Raw genomic sequence first — 17,154 nt, 5'->3', positions numbered from 1 at the left:
CGATGAACGATTCCGCCACGCTTGACCTTGTTGAAACATCGGTCTGTGCCAGCGACACGGACGCCTTGCTGTCCCTGCTGCCGGCCCTTCAGGAGCAGAACACCGCCGATACCCTGCTTGACGCCCTCAACCGGGGAATTGAACAGGCCAGGAGAAATTTCAAGCAGGGGTCTTTTGCCCTGCCCGATTTTCTGCTGGCCATCGATGCCTACCGCACGGGCACCGCCTTTTTAAAAGACCGGTTTCCCGAAGCCGGGGACCGCAAGGCCCCGAAGATTGTCATCGGCGTGGTGGAAGGAGACGTGCACGACATGGGCAAGAACATCGTGGCTGCCGTGCTTGAGGCGTGCGGGTTCCATGTCACCGACCTGGGCAAGAACGTCCCCAACGAAACCTTTCTGGAAGCCATTGAGGCGGAGCGGCCCGACATTGTCGCCCTGTCCTCCATGATGTCCACTACCCTGGAAAACATGAACCGCCTGATCGAGCAGGTGAAGCGGGCCTATCCCGACACCCTGATCCTGGTGGGCGGCGCCCCCTTTGACCCGGAACTGGCCCGTCACATGGGGGCCGACGGGTACGCGGAAAACGTGATCACCATTCCCGACGAAACCCGGCGGGTGCTGACCACTGGCTCGGCAAAACAGTTGACATAAGTCTCCATGACCCTTTTTGATGATGCGACCTTTGACGCCGGCTTCTGTTTTACAGGTTTTGACCCGGAAGCCCTGGGCCTGGACCTGTGTGCTGAAAACTGTTTGGAGCTGGTGGCGCGTCGCATCGGTTACGGGCCGGACACGCTTCCTGTCGGCGAAAAAGCCGGCCGCATCAAAACGGTAATCGCTCAGGGCATCGAAGCGGTTGCCCTGGCCGGCCAGGGAAAACCGGTAACCATCGACCGATGGAGCGGCAAAGAAGTTGTTGCCGGTCCGGTGTGTGTTCAAAGCCCCCGGTGGTCTCACGTGGTGCGGCAGGCACAGGAACCCCAAGCGCTGTATGGTTTTATTCTGACCCTTGGCCGGGACTTTGACCGGGTAAAAGAAAAGGCCGCGCTTTTTGATGCCTATGTGCTGGACGCCCTGGGCTCGGAGATGGTCGAGCAGGCCGCCGACCGCGTGGAGCAAAGGATTCGCGCCTGGTGCGCGACCCGGAACAGGGTCTGTTCCCGCCGTTTCAGCCCGGGCTACTGCGACTGGCCCCTGGCCCAGGGACAGCAGGCCCTGGGTGATTTTCTGGCGCCAGCCGCCATTGGCGTAAAGGTACTGGCCTCCGGCGCCATGGTGCCCTCCAAGTCCATCACCGGCGCCGTGATCATGGCCCGGTCCCTTCCCCTGTCCTGCCCCTGCCCGGTCTGCAACCAGGCGAACTGTGCGTATCGGCGGGTCGCCTGACACAAAAAAAGATCAAGCCGGTAGACGGGGAACTGCGGGATATGATAATAGGGATTATCCATTGACGGCGACTGGCATGTCTGCCGTCTGTCTGATTGTTGACGGTTTTGTGGAGGTGAAACATGGAACCCATGGAGTGCCCCGGTTTTCAATGGGCCGGTGTGTGCGCGGGCATCAAAAACTTGAAGAAAAAAGACCTGGGCCTGCTGGTGTCTGACACGCCGGCCGCCGTGGCCGCGGTGTTTACCGCGAACAGGGTCAAGGCTGCGCCCGTGCTGCTGGACATGGAGCGGGTGGCATCGGGCCGGTGCCGGGCCATTGTGGCCAACAGCGGCAATGCCAACTGCTGCACCGGGGATGCGGGGATGGCCGCCGCCCTTGCCATGACAAAGGCCGTGGCCGAGGCCCTGGGCATTGATGAGGCCCTGGTGCTGGTGGCCTCCACCGGCGTTATCGGGGCGCCCATGCCCACGGAAACCATCACCGGCGCCGTGCCCGGCCTGGTAAAGGCGTTACGTCCGGACGGGCTGCCCGACTTTTCCGAAAGCATTTTAACCACAGACCGGTTTGCCAAAAGTGCCCTGCGAAACGTTCGCCTGGAAAACGGAACAACCGTCACGGTCTGCGCCACGGCCAAGGGAGCCGGCATGATCCGGCCGGACATGGCCACCATGCTCTGCTTTGTCTGCACCGACCTTCAGGCTGATACCGACGCTCTTTCCGGCATGCTTTCCGTTGCTGTGGACCGCTCCTTTAACCGCATCACCGTGGACGGCGACACCAGCACCAACGACACGGTGTTTTTAATGGCCGGCGGCGCGTCCGGCGCGGGCCTGCAAACGGATGCCGACCGGCAGGGATTTCAACAGGCCCTGGACGACGTGCTGACCGAGCTGGCCCGAATGATGGTGACGGACGGGGAGGGGGCCACCAAGCTGGTGGAGGTGCGGGTGAAGGGGGCCAAGTCTGACGCCGATGCCCGGCGCGTGGCCGACACCGTGGCCAATTCCAGCCTTGTGAAAACCGCTTTTTTCGGCCAGGACGCCAACTGGGGCCGGATCATGGCCGCCGCGGGCCGGGCCGGGGTGGACCTGTCCCCGGACGCGGTGGATATCTTTTTTGATGATGTGCAAATGGTGAAAAACGGCATGGGATGCGGCCCCGAAGCCGAACGCAAGGCGTCGGGGGTGCTCAAACAGCCGACCATCTGCCTGGGCATTGACCTGAACACCGGCGGCACCGGCGCGGCAACGGTGCTGACCTGTGACCTGTCTATTGAGTATGTGAAGATCAACGCCGACTACCGGACATGACCACCATCCCGACCAGAGGCCAAATACGCCTGCAGAAATTTCTTTCCGGCGCCGGCGTCTGTTCCCGGCGCCGGGCCGAGGTTTACATTGCCGAAGGCCGTGTTGCGGTCAACGGGCAGGTGGTCACGGAACTGGGCACAAAGGTGGACCCGGAATCCGATGACGTGATGTTTGACGGCCACCGGGTCACCCTGGCCGAAAGCCATGTCTATATCGCTTTAAACAAGCCGCCGGGGTACGTGACCAGCTGTTTGCAGAAGCAGGAGACAACCGTGATGGAGCTGGTGGCCGTTGATCAGCGGGTCTTTCCGGTGGGCCGGCTGGACAAGCCATCCTGCGGGCTGCTTTTGATGACCAGTGACGGCGGCCTGCACCAGCGGTTGAGCCACCCCTCCTTTGATCACGAAAAGGAGTATGACGTGGCCTGTGACCGGCCGGTGAGCGACGCCGACCTGGACGCCATGCGAAGGGGCATGGTGATCACCGGAAGAAAGACCCGGCCCGCAAAAGTAAAGCGGCTGTCAGACCGGCGGTTTTTAATTATCCTGCAGGAGGGACGCAACCGGCAGATCCGGCGCATGGCCGAGATGCTGGGCAACCGGGTGGTGCTGCTGCGCCGGATTCGTATTGCCCACATTCACCTCGGGGACCTGGCCGAGGGCCGGTGGCGCTATTTGACGGAAGAAGAGAAAAAAGCACTGCTGCACCAGGAGGAGACGTGAACGATTTTTCCGCATGGGCTGAAATCGACCTTGACGCTGTTGCCCACAATGTTGCCGCGTTAAAGGCGTTGACCCGGCCGGCGTGCCGGCTGATGGCCGCGGTCAAGGCCGACGGCTACGGCCACGGCATGTGCGAAGTGGCTTCCGTGGCCCTTGAAAGCGGTGCCTCGGCCCTGGGCGTGTCCCGGATTGACGAAGCCCTGGACCTGCGAAACCACGGCATCACGGCGCCCATCCTGGTGTTGGGCCATACGCCGGCCCACCGGTGCCGGGAAATGGTGGACCAGAACCTGATTCAGACCGTGTGCGCCCTGGCCGAGGCCCAGGCCCTGTCCCGGGCCGCAACGGCAATCGGGGCAACGGTTTCCGTTCATCTCAAGGTGGATACCGGCATGGGACGGCTGGGGATTAACACGGTGGTGCCGGGACGGACCGCGCCCCAGGAAGCAGCGGTTAAGGAGGCCCTGGCGGTTCTGGACCTGCCCGGCCTGGCTGCAGAAGGGGTGTTTACCCATTTTGCCTGCGCGGACAGCGCGGACAAGACCCACGCCAATGCCCAGTTTAAGCGGTTTTCCACGCTGATACAGGAACTGGAAGCCGCCGGCCGGCCGGTGGCGGTTCGGCACGCGGCCAACAGCGCGGCCCTGATCGACATGCCGGAAACCCATCTGGACATGGTGCGGGCCGGTATCGCCATTTACGGGCTTTACCCGTCCGCTGAAGTGGACCGGCAAAAGGTTGCCCTTAAACCGGCCATGGCCTTTAAAACCCGCGTCGCCCAGGTAAAAAAGGTGCCGGCCGGGTTCACGGTCAGTTACGGCGCCACCTACACAACACCCAAACCGACCGTCCTGGCCGTGGTGTCGGTGGGGTATGCCGACGGATTAAACCGGCTGCTCTCCTCCCGTGGTTTTATGCTGGTCCGTGGCTGCCGGGTGCCTTTGGTGGGCCGGATCTGCATGGACCTGACCATGCTGGATGTGGGCGGGGTGCCGGATGTGGCGGTGGGGGACGAGGTGGTGATCTTCGGCTCCCAGAACGGGGCTTTTATCGGCGCGGACGAGATTGCCGACGCCTTGAACACCATCAGCTACGAGGTGGTCACCTCCATCACCGGCCGGGTGCCGAGGGTGTATTGTAATGGTTCATCTTCCGCTGTGCGGCGGTAACCCTGTTTTTTAGTGGATTCGATGATTTTGAAGGGGCCAACCCCTTGACTCCTCGACCCCTTGAATCCTGGAACCCTGCACTCGTACTAACTCAGAGAAGACCCAGAAAAGCAGTGTTCGAAAACTACAGTTTGTCCCGAATTTCGTGCCAGAAATCGCTGATCCCTTCTTTCCAGCCGTCGATATAGGTCTTTACAAACTCGTTGACGCACACCGGGTCGCTGCCCACGGCATAGTCCATGATGTCGTCCCCGGCAATGACACCGGCAAAATAGTCGCCCAGAACCCGGTCCTGGGTCGGCTTTTCGTCCGGCACCCAGCGCAGGGCATACTGAAGATCATCGTAATGGGCATTTTTGGCCCATTTCAGACCATCCTTGCGGCCCACATCATAATAGTTGTTTTCCGACTGGGATTTTTCCTGGCGGAGCCGCTCAATGACGGCCGACTGGTCCAGCTCCTGCTGAATCCGGGACTGAAAATCCTCTTTTTTCTGGATCAGCGTGGAGATGGCTTTCTGGAAAACGTTTGAAAAATTAAACGAATCCCGCCATTTGGACATCTTTTCATACAGATCCTCAGGCACACTGATGGTAACTTTTCGAGCCATATGGCACCTCCTTTTTGGGTTGTTCGACAACAGCGTATCAGCACATTCAATACGTGTCAACATTAAAAGAAGTGCCTTTTGTTTTTTTATGTGCTTTTGTGGCGGCTATGTGCAGGTGTTTTTGCCCAGCCGCGACACCGGGTCCTGGCGGTAATAGGCCTTGAGCACCCGGTAAAGGTCGGGGGCCTGCGCGGCCATCTCCCGGGGCCGGTCAAAGAACTGCTCGGTGGCCACGGCAAAAAATTCGGCTTCGTTGGTCGCGCCATAGGCATTGAGAAACGACGGTTTTCCCTGCGCGGCGTCGCGCCGAAGCCGGAGATATTCCGCGGAACAGGTCTCCACCCAGTCCCGATACTCGGCCCGGTCGGCCAGCGGCGGGGTTCCGTCGGCCGCACCGTCCAGCATGTCCAGCTTGTGGGCAAACTCATGGTAGACGACATTGTACCCCAGCTCCGGCTGGCGGCCCCCTTGCAGGGCCGCGTCCCAGATGATGATGACCGGCCCCTGGTGAAAGGCCTGGCCCAGAATCGCCTGGCCCGGCTCCACCGGCGCCATCGGGACTTCAAAAAAACCGGGCCGCCGGGGCGGCGCCACCACTGTGGAGGGATAAACGATGATGGTGGCCACGTTCCGGTAGTAGTTGTGGGGCAGGCCCAGCAGCAGCAGGCAGGCCTGGGCCGATATGGATATCCGGATTTCATCTGTCAGCACCAGGCCCCCGGCCCCTTCCCATTGCTTTTCGGCAACAAAGACCTGGATCAGGGACCGCAGCCGGGCCTGCTCGTCAGGCGTGAGCATGCAGAAGTGGGCCACGTTGCGTTGAACAATGGCCTCCCATGCCCGGGGAAAGGCAACGGCCGTGAGTTTTTTGCGGCGACGTGTGGAAAACCAGTGAAACACGACACCTCCTTGTGTTGTACCCGGACGGTTTCATTCAGGCCGCCAACCGGGCCTGAAGCAGAAAAGAACGGAAGGCCCGGCAAACCAAAAATAAGGGGCGATTCCGTCAACCATTTTATGTTACACTCAAAAAAATTAAATAAACAGGAGAAACAAAAAACACCAAATGCAAACCGATCCGAACACACAGACAAAAAAAAGAGCTTCCCGAAGGCGGCGCAGCCGGGCCGATAAGCCGGAGACGCCGGACACGCCGACGCCTGCTGTCAAGGATGCCGAACCGTGGGAGAGTTCACAGTTTGACGTGCCCCCGGACAAAAACCGGACCCGCTTTCACGACATGGACCTGCCCGATGCCCTGATGCACGCCATCTACGATCTGGGCTTTACCTACTGTACGCCCATTCAGGCGGAGATCCTGCCCAGCACCCTGGCCGGAAGGGACGCCTTTGGCCGGGCACAGACCGGCACCGGCAAAACCGCGGCCTTTCTGATTTCCATTCTCACCCACATGCACAACAATCCTATTACAGCCGCACGGAAACCGGGAACGCCCCGGGCCCTGGTCCTGGCGCCCACGCGGGAGCTGGTTATCCAGATCGGCGAAGAGGCCCAACAGCTTGCCCGGCACCTTCCGGTCAACATCGTGTCGGTGTTCGGCGGCATGGACTTCAAACAGCAGCAGGACCGGCTGACCCGGGAACCGGTGGATATCATCGTGGCCACGCCGGGACGGCTGCTTGATTTTTCCCGGCGCCGGGCCGTGATGCTGAAGCAGGTGGAGATTCTGGTGATTGACGAGGCCGACCGCATGCTGGACATGGGTTTTATTCCGGATGTGCGCAAGATTATTTACGCCACCCCCCAGAAGGGTAACCGCCAGACCCTGCTGTTCAGCGCCACCCTTACCGAGGCCATCACCCGGCTGGCCTCGGCATGGACCCGGGACCCGGTACAGGTGGCCATTGAGCCGGAACATGTGGCCGTGGATTCCGTGGACCAGGTTGTCTATATCGTCACCAGTGACCGAAAGCTTGCCCTGCTCTACAACATTATCGTTCAGCAGAACCTGAGCCGTGTCCTGGTGTTCTGCAACCGCAAGGACGCGGTCAGCCGCCTGGCCGACAGGTTGACCAGATACGGCATCAAGTGCGAAATACTCACCGGCGACGTGCCCCAGCAGAAGCGGTCCCGCCGGCTTGAGGATTTCAAGTCCGGAAAGATTCGTGTGCTGGTGGCCACCGATGTGATGGCCCGGGGCATTCATGTTGAAGACATGGACCACGTGGTCAATTTTGACCTGCCCCATGACCCGGAAGATTATGTGCACCGCATCGGCCGCACCGGCCGGGCCGGGGCCGTGGGCACCTCCATCAGCTTTGCCGACGAACGGGACTCTTTTTATATTCCCGATATTGAAGACTTTATGGAGCGGCCCCTTCCCTGCATTGAGCCCGACTCCACCTGGCTGGAGCTGCCGCCACCGGCGGCCCCGAAAAAAGAGCGGCCCCGAAAAACAACGCCCCGCACCGGCCGGGTGAAGAGCACCCCTGGAAAGTAACCGTTTATCCCGGGCCGGCCGGAAAAACGGCTCTACGCGAAAATACTTTTGTGCGCCAGAGGTTTAACACCCCTGGCGCCGGTTTCTGTCCGGCGGCACACTTGAGTATTGTGGCGCTGAACCAGCAACAGGAGACAGTAGAATGGCAAAATCAAGTGATGTAAAAAAAGACGAAAAGAAAAAGCCGCAGAAAAGCGCAAAAGAAAAAAAGCAGGCAAAACAAGAGAAGAAAAAGAACAAAGAAAACCAGCAGCCCTGATTAATCTTTTCGCCCGCCTGTTTTTCAACCGGCATCGGTAACGGGTCCCAATCGGCACTTAACGCTTGTTTGCGTGTGTCGCCGGACGCGGGCCTTTTTTTCAAAAAGCCCTTACAGCAGCAAGATAAACCGTACTGACCATTGCGCCCAGAAGGTTTGCCACCAGGTCGATGCAGGTGTTGTGGTAGCCGCCCACGCCGTCGGCCTGAAACAGCACCACAGCGGCAAACTCAATGATTTCGTTGACCGCGCCGATGGATGAAGCGGCCAGCACCAGCAGCACGGCAAAGACCATGCGGCTGGCGCCGGGCGCAACAATGGACTTGAACACCGGAAAAACCAGCAGGGTCATGACCAGGTAGCAGAAGAAGTGGACAAACTGGTCATATTTGAGAATGTCGTAGGGGCTTCCCACAAGGGGAACAAGAACGACGTCGTACAGTCGCGTACCATGGAGGTAGACGCCGCCACCGGCCATGTGAAGGACCATCCAGAAAAAAAACCCCCACTTGGCAATCGCCGGCAGCCCAAACCGCCGGTTGAGCCAGAAGACGATACCGATTAACACCAGCAGGGTGACGGCATACAGCAGAAATTCGTAGTTGGCCTGAACAACAAACCAGAGCGTGGCGGCAGCCAGCACCACCAGGGAAAGCATAATGGGAAGGTTTTTTTTCATGGCGCCCTTTTTACTGGATTGGATTGTGTTACCGCCGTCGGCGGCGCTTTAGCATTTTGTCCGGAAGTGTTCAGGAAGATGTTAACTTTTACACCCTTTACACAACAGCTATTTTACAGCCAAGGGCCTTTGTTACTTTACTGATTGTGATAAATTTTGGATTGCCGTCTTCAGCAAGAGATTTATACAGGCTTGCGCGGGTGACACCAGCCTTTTTAGCGACTTCGGTCATGCCTATTGCTCTGGCAGCGGTATTCAAGGCGTGAATGAAGTCGGATTCGTCGCCAGTGGCAGCAACCTCTTGCAGAAACCCGCGAATTTCTTCAGGGGTATTCAAATGTTCGGCAATGTCAAAAGACTTTGTTTTAAGTTTCATGATCAATCCTCCAATTCCTTCAAAAGTGCGGTAACCTTTTCAATGTCTTTTTCCTGGCTGGACTTGTTACCACCCGCCAGCAGGAAGACCACCCTGCTCTCCTGGATGGTATAGTAAATTCTGAGACCTGCGCCAAAGAAAAAGCGCAACTCAAACAGGCCAGGGCTGATTTGCTTAAAATCTCCGAAGTTGCCGTTTTCAACCCGAGCGAGTCTGGCTAAAACCCTTATTTTTACTGTGGATTCCTTCAGGCTGGAAAACCACTTGTCATATTGTGTTGTACTTCGGAGTTTGTATTTCACGCACCGAGTGTATCTTGTGGGATACATTTTGTCAAGGTGCTTTTGAATCGCCTAAGAAAGAAAATACTGAGGGCGAAAAGAGGAACTAAGGCTTTTCAACATTAATATTATTGTGATTCTCGTTTGGCTTCAGCCGCACTGGGGTGCGGCGCTCCCGGTGCAGGGGTTCCGCGACAGTCAACCGGCCTGGTCTTTTTTCTGGGCCGCCTGAAGCAGCAGCTCCATGAGCCGGCAGGTAATCCGTCTGGGGATATGCGGCTTGGTCGCGGGTTTAAGGGTAAACTGTGGCTTTTCCCCGCTGCTGATCATGGCGATGGCCGCCTCTTTTCCCGTCAGAGAGCCAAACGTTGCATCATACAGGACCCCTTCTTTGAAAAAAAAGGTCCCCTGTTGACCGCTTGCCAGGGCAACCTCCAGGGCGCATGATTTTTGATCCAATTCGAGCAGCTGAAGAAAGCTGGCAACCGCGATTCCGCGCATGGTTCCGGCGGCCGGCTCGGTTTTCAGCCCCTTTCGGATTACGGTGATCAGGTTTTGGATGTCAAAAGGTTTTTTTAAAAGCTGCAGCAGGTTATCCGGCAGCATACGGACAACGTTTTCGGTTGCATAGCCTGTCATGGCGATACACAACACATCAGGATACCGGTCGTTTATATGTGTAAGAAGCGTCAGGCCGTCGACCTGGGGCATTACCAGGTCGGTAACAACCAGGTCAATCGGCATCTCTTTTAATACCGCCATGGCCTTTGTACCGCTGTTGACCAGGATCATTTCGAATTCATCTTTATATTTGTTCTGAATTCGGCGCAGCAAGTCCAGAAGCTGCTGGCTGTCATCAACGATAAGAACTTTGTCCATGTGCTCACCGCTTTGTGTCTATTGGGCCATCAGGTGGGTCACGGCCTGCTCCAGGCCGTCTAAAGAGAGTTCAAACATGGGAAACACCTGCCGGATCATGCTGATGGTCTGAGTATAGTCCCACATGCGCTCGGGCACCGGGTTGAGCCAGATGGCATGGGAAAAGGTGTCGGCGATAAAACGCAGGTTGTCGATGCTGGAGCGGCGGGCTTTTTTGAGACCGTAGGCGCCCCGCCGGTCCAGGTAGATGGCGCCGTCGGCGGCCATCAGCTCGTAGGGCGCCATGCTGGCGTCGCCCACAAGGATAACCCGGGTGTCCGGGTCCCGGCGGGCCAGCTCGGAAACCCACTGGGGCTCCTTGTACCGGGTGGGGTCTTTCCACAGGGCGTCATAGACCGTATTGTGAAAAAAGAAGGTTTTGACCTCCTTGAACTGGGCCTTTGCATAGTCAAACAGGGTCTGGACCACCTCCACGTAAGGGTCCATGGACCAGCCGCCGTTGTCAATGGCCAGAATCACCTTGAGCCGGTCTTTTAAGCTCCGGTCAAAAATGATTTCGATCTCGCCGCCGTTTTTAACGGTGTGGTAGATGCTTTTGTCGATGTTGACCTGGTCTTTGGGGCCGGAGGGCACCATGTTGCGAAGCCGCTTTAAGGCTTCGCCTACCTGGGCCTGGGTAAGGGGGCCGGAGCGGGAATAGTCCTTGTAGCGCCTTTCCATGGCCACCTTGACCGCGGACTTGTTGCGGGAGACCCCGCCCACCCGCATGCCGCCGGGGTGGGTGCCAGAGTGGCCCACCGGCGAGGTGCCCCGGGTGCCGATCCAGCGGTTGCCGCCGTCGTGGCGTTCGGTCTGGTCTTTTAGCCGCTCTTTAAAATATTCCACCACCTGGTCCGGGGTCATCTGGGCCAGGGCCTCCGGCGTGATGCCCAGCATGTCGGCCAGCTCTTTGGGGTCTTTTAACCACTCGTCCAGCATGGCCCGCATGATCTCGTCGATCTCCCAGTCGTCCGGGTCGGGCATGTCCGCGCCCTGAAAATAGTGGGCAAACAGCTGGTCAAACAGGTCAAAATAGCGCTCGCTTTTGACCAGTATGGTGCGGCTGGTGGTGTAAAAATCATCAACGGAGTTTACCAGGTTCAGGGCAAGGGCACGATGAAGGGTGAGAAAGGCGGTGGGGGTCACCGGCACGCCGATATCCTTGAGCTTATAGAAAAAGTCGATAAACATGGTGTTCGCCCCAGGGAAAATAAAGAGTTCGGCCTACAGGAGCCGCCGCCGCTCCACCGCGGAAAAGGCCTGCTCATAGTCGCGGCTTTTTTTAAACAGCACGCCCAGAAAGGGAATTTCGCCCTTGGCCAGTTTCTTGGGGTTAAAGTCCCGGTCGGCCCGCAAGGCCCGAATCCAGTTGATCAGCTCCCGGGTGGCCGGTTTCTTTTCAATACTCTCCAGCTGGCGCAGCCGGTAAAACACATCCACTGTGTTGTCCAGCAGCAGGTCATCAATGTCCGAAAAGTGGACCTGAAGGATCTTTCGCATCATCTTGGGATCGGGAAAGGCGATGTGATGAAAGTTGCACCGGCCCAGGAACGGGTCGGACAGGTCTTTTTTCGCGTTGGAGGTGATGATGATCACCGGCCGGGTTTTGGCCCGAATGGTTTTGTCGATCTCCACGATGTCAAAGGTCATCTGGTCCAGCACATCAAGCATGTCGTCCTGAAAATCGGTGTCTGCCTTGTCGATCTCATCGATGAGCAGCACGGTGCGGGTATCGGCGGTAAAAGCCTGGCCGATCTTGCCCATTTTAATGTAGTCCTCGATGTCGCTCACGTTCCGGTTGGAGTCCCCGAACCGGGCGTCGTTGAGCCGGGTGAGGGTGTCGTACTGGTACAGGGCCTCCACCAGCTTCATGCTGGACTTCACGTTGAGCACGATCAGGGGCATGCCCAGGCTTTCGGCAATGGCGTAAGCCAGCATGGTTTTGCCCGTGCCCGGCTCGCCCTTTAACAGCAGGGGCATTTCCAGGGCCATGGAGACATTGACGATCTGGGCCAGTTCGCTGTCCAACACATACCGGCTGGCGCCGGTAAACTGTCCGGTTTCACTCATGTATCACCTCGTATAATATTGTATTAAAACCGGCTTGAAACGCATTCAGGCCGGTACACATTTTTTATCCAAATCGGTATCGGTATCGGTATCGAAAACAATCTGCCGATATGCCTTCATGCCGCAAATAAACGATTTTTCATTGCCCGGCCCGCAGCGCTTTCGACACCCCGGCATTCAATTCCAGCACACGCAGGGCCGAGTCCATGTCAAGAGACCCGGTGCCGCAGCTCGGCGTGATCAGCGAGAGCCGCTCAATGGTTGTCCTGTCGATGCCCAGCTTTTCAACCCGGGCGACCTGTTCATGCCAGAGTGCGACCAGGGACGCCACGGTCTCTTTGCCAATCGCCTCTTTGTCGCCGGTGGGCACAATGCCCCAGGCCAGAAGTCCTTCCCGGTCGATAAACCGCCGGATGTGGTCCGCGTAGAGCACAAACTTGTCAAAAAAGGAATAACTGTCAAAGCTGACGATATCGGCCGAAGAATCCAAAATCAGGTCCCACTCGGCATTGGCGCACACATGGACCCCGGCCAAGGCACCTTCGGCATGCACCGCGGCAAACACCTCCTCAAAGCAGGCCGTTACATCGGCCCGGGAGATACTGATATACGCCGAAGAGCCGAATGCGGTCAGGGCCGGCTCGTCAAAAAAAATGATCACCGGCCGGCCCAGGGCGGCCAGGCGGCGGGCCTGCCACCGGGCCTTGGCCGCGATCAGCTTGACCGCCACGTCCCGAAGCTGGTCGTCGTAAAACAGGGCACGGCCCTGGTCGTCTGTCACGCCCGTGGCAAAGGTAAAGGGTCCGGTGATCTGGCCCTTGACGGCAAACAGCCGGTCGGCAACAGGCCCGGCCTGGTTTAAAAACTCGAAAAACCCGGCGGCCACCGTGGTGTCTAAGGCGAAAACGGAACCATCAAGCACGGACGGGTCCTGCTCCGCTGCCAGGTAAGCCTCATAAAAGCCCAGCACGTCGTCATGAAAGGCAGGGTCCTGGGTGTTGATAAACAGCTTGCCGTTCTGTTCGCTCACACCGGGAAACCCGGGCAGAAACTGGGCCAGCATGCCCTCGGCCGGGTAGGCCGGCAACTGCACCCACAGCGGAATATCGGGCGCGTGTTCGAACACCAGTTGCGTGGCTGCTGCATGGTCGGTCATGGGCAGGCTGCCGATCAGGGCGGCCCGCCGGTCCGGATAAAACGATGCTTTCATAAACGGCTGTCCTTACATATATGGGGCTGCGAGTTCCGGCCCTGTCAAGGCCCTGTGCGCAACGAATGTTTGACTTTCATCCGGGTGCCGTGATATTTAAAACCACGCTGGCACCGGTTGTTTAATTCATCGCGCAGGCGAAAAAGGGAGGTCCACCATGTTTGGCATCGGCATGCCGGAACTGATTATCATTCTTGTGATCGTGCTGATCATCTTCGGCGCAGGCAAGCTGCCCGACATCGGCGCGGGCATCGGCAAGAGCATTAAAAACTTTAAAAAAGCCACGGCCGAGGTCGAAGAGAACGACAGCGACAAGGAAAAGATCGAAGACAAGAAGTCCTGATTCGCGGGCACCGGCTCGTATCACCGCACCGGGTGCGGCATGTGTGTCGCCCCGGCGCTCCGTTTCCCCCTCCACCACCGCGTCTCGCCGGAGCGTATCATCAGGCCCGATACGCTCCGGCGATTTTTATCTTCACCGACCGCCTTGCTGACCCGGCATCTGTTGTTAGAAGGGGATGTCGTCGGGAATGCCCGCATCATCGGCAACCGGCTCGCCCATGGAGCCGCCGCCACCGGAGCCGCCGCTGCCCTTGGGTTCGAGAATCTGCATGTTGGCAGCCACGATCTCCGTGGTATAGCGCGTGACCCCGTCCTTTTCCCAGGACCGGGTCTGAAGCCGTCCATCCACATAGACCAGCCGGCCCTTGGCCAGGTATTCGCCGCAGATCTCACCGAGCCGGCCGAAGGCCACGACCCGGTGCCACTCGGTGCGTTCTTTTTTGTCGCCGGAATCCTTGTCTTTCCACTCTTCGGATGTGGCCACGCTGAAACTGGCCACGGCCCGTCCGTCCTGTGTGTAGCGCAATTCCGGGTCTCTTCCCAGTCTTCCAACGATAATCGCCTTGTTTACGCCTGCCATATTCGCCCCATGAGTTATGATGTTAACGGGTTTCCATCCATAAATGGCCTTTTTCCGCAATCTCTGCGTCAAGCTGCGGGCTTCCTTGTGCGGCGTACAACAGTACGCCTTCAGTCAGCCCTGTTTTCCTTAAACAGATTCACTTCTATCAGAAAAAGGCCCGGCCTGTCAAAAGGCCGACCCTTTATGAAAAAGCTTTTTTAAAGACTGCCACAGCCCTGTGGCGGCGGGCCGCACTGTGTCCACAGCACATCCCGAAGATCCCCCATAGGTGGTTGAATGAATATCGACGGGAACGATCCCGGCCAGCCAGTCCCACCCTTCATCTGTGGCTCCTCCGCTGGCCGTGGACACGGTTGTGGCCAGAAGCCCGCCCGCACCGTCGGCAAGGAAAGCAAAGTCACCAAACACAGAGACTGCCTTTGCGTCACCAAAGGTATCGAAATGAACCACCAGTTGAGGGGGCACGTCGGGCGGATAGGTAAAAAAGCCCATACCGGTTTTTCCGGTGGCCACCCAGAGCAGGTCCACGGCCGGGCTTTCATTGGAAATGGCGGCAAACACATCTTTTACATCCTCAAAGGGGGCGGCGTTATACCCGCTGACCAGCCGGGCGTTTTCCAGATCTGACACAAAAACTACGTGAAACCCCGCATCCCCGCCCGCCACATACGCCCGGCCTCTGAGTTCAAAAACGCTCTGGGCCGTTCCCTCAAGCGCAACGGTTTTGACAAGCGCGGGGTTGGTTTTGTCGGAAATGTCGACTATTTTTAAACCGTTACCCCCGTCGGCCACATAGGCATAGTCATCGGTACCATTGCCATCCACATCCTTGACCCATACGGCCCGGGCGTCTGAAATATGGGCGCCGCCCAGTACCCCTTTTTCTTGAGGCGCGGTTTTGTTGACCACGTTGATGATACTCAGCCCGCCGGCCCCGGCCGCCACATAGGCAAAAGTGCCGGACACCACAACATCCATGGCATCCCCGGTACCGCCGGCCACCACGCAGCTTCCCGTAAGTTCCGGCTGGGCCACAAACTGGTTGTCGCCATCCTCATCCGCGTCGTCTCCATCTTCCGGCAGCCCCGGATCAATGATCTTCAGCCCCTTGGAGCCGTCGGCCACATAAACGTACCCGTCGTGTACATAGACATCCTTTGCCTCACCATCGGTGGGCAGCTTTCCTTTAAGCAAAAAGGTTAAATATTCTTCTGAAACAATAGCATAAAATATTCTAAGCCCCTCATCGTGTCCCGCATTGGTGGCATCATCGTCCACGACATAAATATAATTGGTGTTCTCGTCAATAAACAGGGCGTCGGCATCTGCGGGGGTATTGGTGTTTTCCACGCCTGTTATCTCCCAGGTTGTTTCGTCCATGGGATCCACCAGAGAAGCCCGCTGAAATCCCTTGATGGCGTCTGCCACATAAACAACCGTGGGACCACCGGTCTCCGCGCACACGCTGTAGGCACTGGTCATATCCGTGGCATAGTTGGTTACATAGCCTGTCAGGTCCACATCTCCCGGAAGGGTGTTGATCTTAGCAACGTCCGACACATCAATCGCCAGCAGTCCATAATACTGGTCTCCGACAAATACCAGCTCATTTGCCGGATCAACCGTCACGGACAGGGCCTTGGAAGAGCCGCCGGCATACTGGCAGGTGGGAATGACATTTCCTTCCGCACCGTACAGGATGTCCACTTCATTGGTAAACTCGTCCGGATCAAAGGAGATGATACGCAATCCGGCAAAATCATCGGCCACATACGCATAATAATTGCCGCTGTCGGCCGGAATTTCGGCAACGGTCACGTCATAGGCATAGGTAAAATAGCAAGAGGCCTCTGCGTGTGGATCGGCAGGCACGTTTACATCAAAAATCGCCAGACCGTTATAAAGGTCAGCCACAAACGCATAAAGGGTTCCGTCAATGTCTGTTACATGAAGGCCTTGAGCCCGTTTCAGATCGGCAAAGGTGTCGGGCAGCTCGCTTTCACCTTTCAGCACAGGATTCGCGGGATTTGTTACATCAATCACCTGAATGCCACTGTCGTACCCTTCGGAGGTCAGCAGAAAATAGGTCAGGTAGGCGTATCCGTCCAGTACCGTCACATCCGAAACCTTTGCCCGGCCCAGAGTTTCCCGGGGAATATACACACCCGTGGGTGTTCCAACATTCAGCGGGTCCGTCACGTCAAAGATTTGCAACCCCTCGTTGCCGCAGGCTACATACAGGTGGTTCTCCGCGTAAAAAATTCCGTAAATACCTTCGGTGCCTGCCACCTCGCCGGGTTTATCCAGGTCCGCCGCTCCGGAAAGGGCGACGTCAAACCGGGAAAGCAGGGCCGGAGTGGTGTCATACACGGAAACCACCTCTCCGTCCCCGACAAAGACATAGTCGGTGCCGTCGATATCGGCAATGGCAATCGAATTGGGGCCGGCCATGGGCCAGCGGTTGAGCAGCTGAATATCGCCCACAAGGGCATGGACACCGGTTGCCCAGAGGCAGCAGAAAATAGTGATCATCCATCGGGACAGACGCTGTTTCATGATATTGGCTCCATTGATGTGTGGTTTTTCATAAACGGCTTGAGGATATGATACAAACAGAGGGTTTTCGAAAAGCCCGCCGGTGTTGTGTCCGGTTCAGCGGCTGGCCGACCGCTGCCTGTGCGGACCGTAACACTGTTTTTCTATTCTTTTTCCCGTCAAAAGTCAAACACAAAACCCGGTACACCACTTGCTTTGACAGCCGCAGGCCATG

18 protein-coding genes are annotated in these 17,154 nt (G+C 57.7%); 7 read left to right on the top strand and 11 right to left on the bottom strand.

Annotation, left to right across the window (positions count from 1 at the left end):
• The first annotated feature begins 2 nt into the window (after positions 1-2).
• The 5 genes from DOLE_RS00305 (at position 3) to alr (ending at position 4,595) form a co-directional block, all read left to right on the top strand.
• Positions 3-656 (top strand): cobalamin B12-binding domain-containing protein, encoded by a 654-nt coding sequence (locus tag DOLE_RS00305; protein WP_012173490.1) that lies wholly within the window; start codon positions 3-5, stop codon positions 654-656.
• Positions 657-662: 6 nt separating this feature from the next.
• On the top strand, positions 663-1,391 hold the full coding sequence (locus DOLE_RS00300) for a vitamin B12 dependent-methionine synthase activation domain-containing protein (RefSeq protein WP_012173489.1): 729 nt from the start codon (positions 663-665) through the stop codon (positions 1,389-1,391).
• A gap of 122 nt (positions 1,392-1,513) precedes the next feature.
• Positions 1,514-2,704: a bifunctional glutamate N-acetyltransferase/amino-acid acetyltransferase ArgJ gene (gene argJ / locus DOLE_RS00295; RefSeq protein WP_232362718.1), complete on the top strand. Its 1,191-nt coding sequence runs from the start codon at positions 1,514-1,516 to the stop codon at positions 2,702-2,704.
• Positions 2,701-3,426: a pseudouridine synthase gene (locus tag DOLE_RS00290; protein ID WP_012173487.1), complete on the top strand. Its 726-nt coding sequence runs from the start codon at positions 2,701-2,703 to the stop codon at positions 3,424-3,426. Before argJ ends, DOLE_RS00290 begins: the two co-directional genes overlap by 4 nt.
• On the top strand, positions 3,423-4,595 hold the full coding sequence (alr, locus tag DOLE_RS00285; RefSeq protein WP_012173486.1) for an alanine racemase: 1,173 nt from the start codon (positions 3,423-3,425) through the stop codon (positions 4,593-4,595). The genes DOLE_RS00290 and alr overlap by 4 nt, the downstream gene beginning before the upstream one ends.
• Before the next feature lie 124 nt (positions 4,596-4,719).
• On the opposite strand, the gene DOLE_RS00280 is transcribed toward alr, so the two are convergent.
• A complete protein-coding gene (locus DOLE_RS00280; RefSeq protein WP_012173485.1) occupies positions 4,720-5,205 on the bottom strand; it encodes a hypothetical protein in 486 nt (161 codons plus the stop codon).
• A 105-nt stretch (positions 5,206-5,310) separates the two neighbouring features.
• Entirely contained in the window at positions 5,311-6,105 is a 795-nt protein-coding gene (locus DOLE_RS00275; RefSeq protein WP_012173484.1) for a M90 family metallopeptidase, read from the bottom strand.
• Positions 6,106-6,271: 166 nt separating this feature from the next.
• On the opposite strand from DOLE_RS00275, the gene DOLE_RS00270 reads away from it, so the two are divergent.
• Complete coding sequence (locus DOLE_RS00270) at positions 6,272-7,666, top strand: DEAD/DEAH box helicase (protein ID WP_012173483.1); 1,395 nt, start codon at positions 6,272-6,274, stop codon at positions 7,664-7,666.
• Between the two features lie 359 nt (positions 7,667-8,025).
• Here the strand turns inward: DOLE_RS00270 and DOLE_RS00265 are convergent, their stop codons facing one another.
• The 7 genes from DOLE_RS00265 to DOLE_RS00235 all read right to left on the bottom strand — a co-directional run bounded on the left by DOLE_RS00265 (position 8,026) and on the right by DOLE_RS00235 (position 13,459).
• Entirely contained in the window at positions 8,026-8,604 is a 579-nt protein-coding gene (locus DOLE_RS00265) for a DUF2238 domain-containing protein (RefSeq protein ID WP_012173481.1), read from the bottom strand.
• 97 nt (positions 8,605-8,701) lie between these two features.
• On the bottom strand, positions 8,702-8,980 hold the full coding sequence (locus DOLE_RS00260; protein ID WP_012173480.1) for an addiction module antidote protein: 279 nt from the start codon (positions 8,978-8,980) through the stop codon (positions 8,702-8,704).
• Positions 8,981-8,982: 2 nt separating this feature from the next.
• Positions 8,983-9,282 (bottom strand): type II toxin-antitoxin system RelE/ParE family toxin, encoded by a 300-nt coding sequence (locus DOLE_RS00255; RefSeq protein ID WP_208596984.1) that lies wholly within the window; start codon positions 9,280-9,282, stop codon positions 8,983-8,985.
• A 177-nt stretch (positions 9,283-9,459) separates the two neighbouring features.
• Positions 9,460-10,140, bottom strand: coding sequence for a response regulator (locus tag DOLE_RS00250; RefSeq protein WP_012173478.1), 681 nt, complete (start codon positions 10,138-10,140; stop codon positions 9,460-9,462).
• Between the two features lie 18 nt (positions 10,141-10,158).
• Positions 10,159-11,370 (bottom strand): vWA domain-containing protein, encoded by a 1,212-nt coding sequence (locus tag DOLE_RS00245; RefSeq protein ID WP_012173477.1) that lies wholly within the window; start codon positions 11,368-11,370, stop codon positions 10,159-10,161.
• 33 nt (positions 11,371-11,403) lie between these two features.
• Positions 11,404-12,249 (bottom strand): AAA family ATPase, encoded by an 846-nt coding sequence (locus DOLE_RS00240; RefSeq protein WP_012173476.1) that lies wholly within the window; start codon positions 12,247-12,249, stop codon positions 11,404-11,406.
• Between the two features lie 139 nt (positions 12,250-12,388).
• Positions 12,389-13,459 (bottom strand): uroporphyrinogen decarboxylase/cobalamine-independent methonine synthase family protein, encoded by a 1,071-nt coding sequence (locus DOLE_RS00235; protein WP_012173475.1) that lies wholly within the window; start codon positions 13,457-13,459, stop codon positions 12,389-12,391.
• Positions 13,460-13,616: 157 nt separating this feature from the next.
• On the opposite strand from DOLE_RS00235, the gene DOLE_RS00230 reads away from it, so the two are divergent.
• Complete coding sequence (locus DOLE_RS00230) at positions 13,617-13,802, top strand: twin-arginine translocase TatA/TatE family subunit (protein ID WP_012173474.1); 186 nt, start codon at positions 13,617-13,619, stop codon at positions 13,800-13,802.
• A gap of 165 nt (positions 13,803-13,967) precedes the next feature.
• Here the strand turns inward: DOLE_RS00230 and DOLE_RS00225 are convergent, their stop codons facing one another.
• Together DOLE_RS00225 and DOLE_RS00220 are read right to left on the bottom strand one after the other, a co-directional pair.
• Positions 13,968-14,381: a single-stranded DNA-binding protein gene (locus DOLE_RS00225; RefSeq protein ID WP_012173473.1), complete on the bottom strand. Its 414-nt coding sequence runs from the start codon at positions 14,379-14,381 to the stop codon at positions 13,968-13,970.
• 168 nt (positions 14,382-14,549) lie between these two features.
• Entirely contained in the window at positions 14,550-16,940 is a 2,391-nt protein-coding gene (locus DOLE_RS00220; protein ID WP_012173472.1) for an LVIVD repeat-containing protein, read from the bottom strand.
• Positions 16,941-17,154 lie beyond the last annotated feature (214 nt).

The organism is Desulfosudis oleivorans Hxd3, assembly GCF_000018405.1.
In the GTDB taxonomy this organism is placed as follows: domain Bacteria; phylum Desulfobacterota; class Desulfobacteria; order Desulfobacterales; family Desulfosudaceae; genus Desulfosudis; species Desulfosudis oleivorans.
This window is presented reverse-complemented; position numbering and strand designations above follow the sequence as displayed.

What these genes read in the sequence shown, in the direction of transcription:
- DOLE_RS00250 (WP_012173478.1), bottom strand. Translation starts at nt 10,140, where the DNA reads ATGGACAAAGTTCTTATCGTTGATGACAGCCAGCAGCTTCTGGACTTG.
- DOLE_RS00280 (WP_012173485.1), bottom strand. Translation starts at nt 5,205, where the DNA reads ATGGCTCGAAAAGTTACCATCAGTGTGCCTGAGGATCTGTATGAAAAG.
- DOLE_RS00235 (WP_012173475.1), bottom strand. Translation starts at nt 13,459, where the DNA reads ATGAAAGCATCGTTTTATCCGGACCGGCGGGCCGCCCTGATCGGCAGC.
- DOLE_RS00220 (WP_012173472.1), bottom strand. Translation starts at nt 16,940, where the DNA reads ATGAAACAGCGTCTGTCCCGATGGATGATCACTATTTTCTGCTGCCTC.
- DOLE_RS00265 (WP_012173481.1), bottom strand. Translation starts at nt 8,604, where the DNA reads ATGAAAAAAAACCTTCCCATTATGCTTTCCCTGGTGGTGCTGGCTGCC.
- DOLE_RS00290 (WP_012173487.1), top strand. Translation starts at nt 2,701, where the DNA reads ATGACCACCATCCCGACCAGAGGCCAAATACGCCTGCAGAAATTTCTT.
- DOLE_RS00230 (WP_012173474.1), top strand. Translation starts at nt 13,617, where the DNA reads ATGTTTGGCATCGGCATGCCGGAACTGATTATCATTCTTGTGATCGTG.
- DOLE_RS00240 (WP_012173476.1), bottom strand. Translation starts at nt 12,249, where the DNA reads ATGAGTGAAACCGGACAGTTTACCGGCGCCAGCCGGTATGTGTTGGAC.
- DOLE_RS00260 (WP_012173480.1), bottom strand. Translation starts at nt 8,980, where the DNA reads ATGAAACTTAAAACAAAGTCTTTTGACATTGCCGAACATTTGAATACC.
- DOLE_RS00225 (WP_012173473.1), bottom strand. Translation starts at nt 14,381, where the DNA reads ATGGCAGGCGTAAACAAGGCGATTATCGTTGGAAGACTGGGAAGAGAC.
- DOLE_RS00270 (WP_012173483.1), top strand. Translation starts at nt 6,272, where the DNA reads ATGCAAACCGATCCGAACACACAGACAAAAAAAAGAGCTTCCCGAAGG.
- DOLE_RS00305 (WP_012173490.1), top strand. Translation starts at nt 3, where the DNA reads ATGAACGATTCCGCCACGCTTGACCTTGTTGAAACATCGGTCTGTGCC.
- DOLE_RS00245 (WP_012173477.1), bottom strand. Translation starts at nt 11,370, where the DNA reads ATGTTTATCGACTTTTTCTATAAGCTCAAGGATATCGGCGTGCCGGTG.
- DOLE_RS00300 (WP_012173489.1), top strand. Translation starts at nt 663, where the DNA reads ATGACCCTTTTTGATGATGCGACCTTTGACGCCGGCTTCTGTTTTACA.
- argJ (WP_232362718.1), top strand. Translation starts at nt 1,514, where the DNA reads ATGGAACCCATGGAGTGCCCCGGTTTTCAATGGGCCGGTGTGTGCGCG.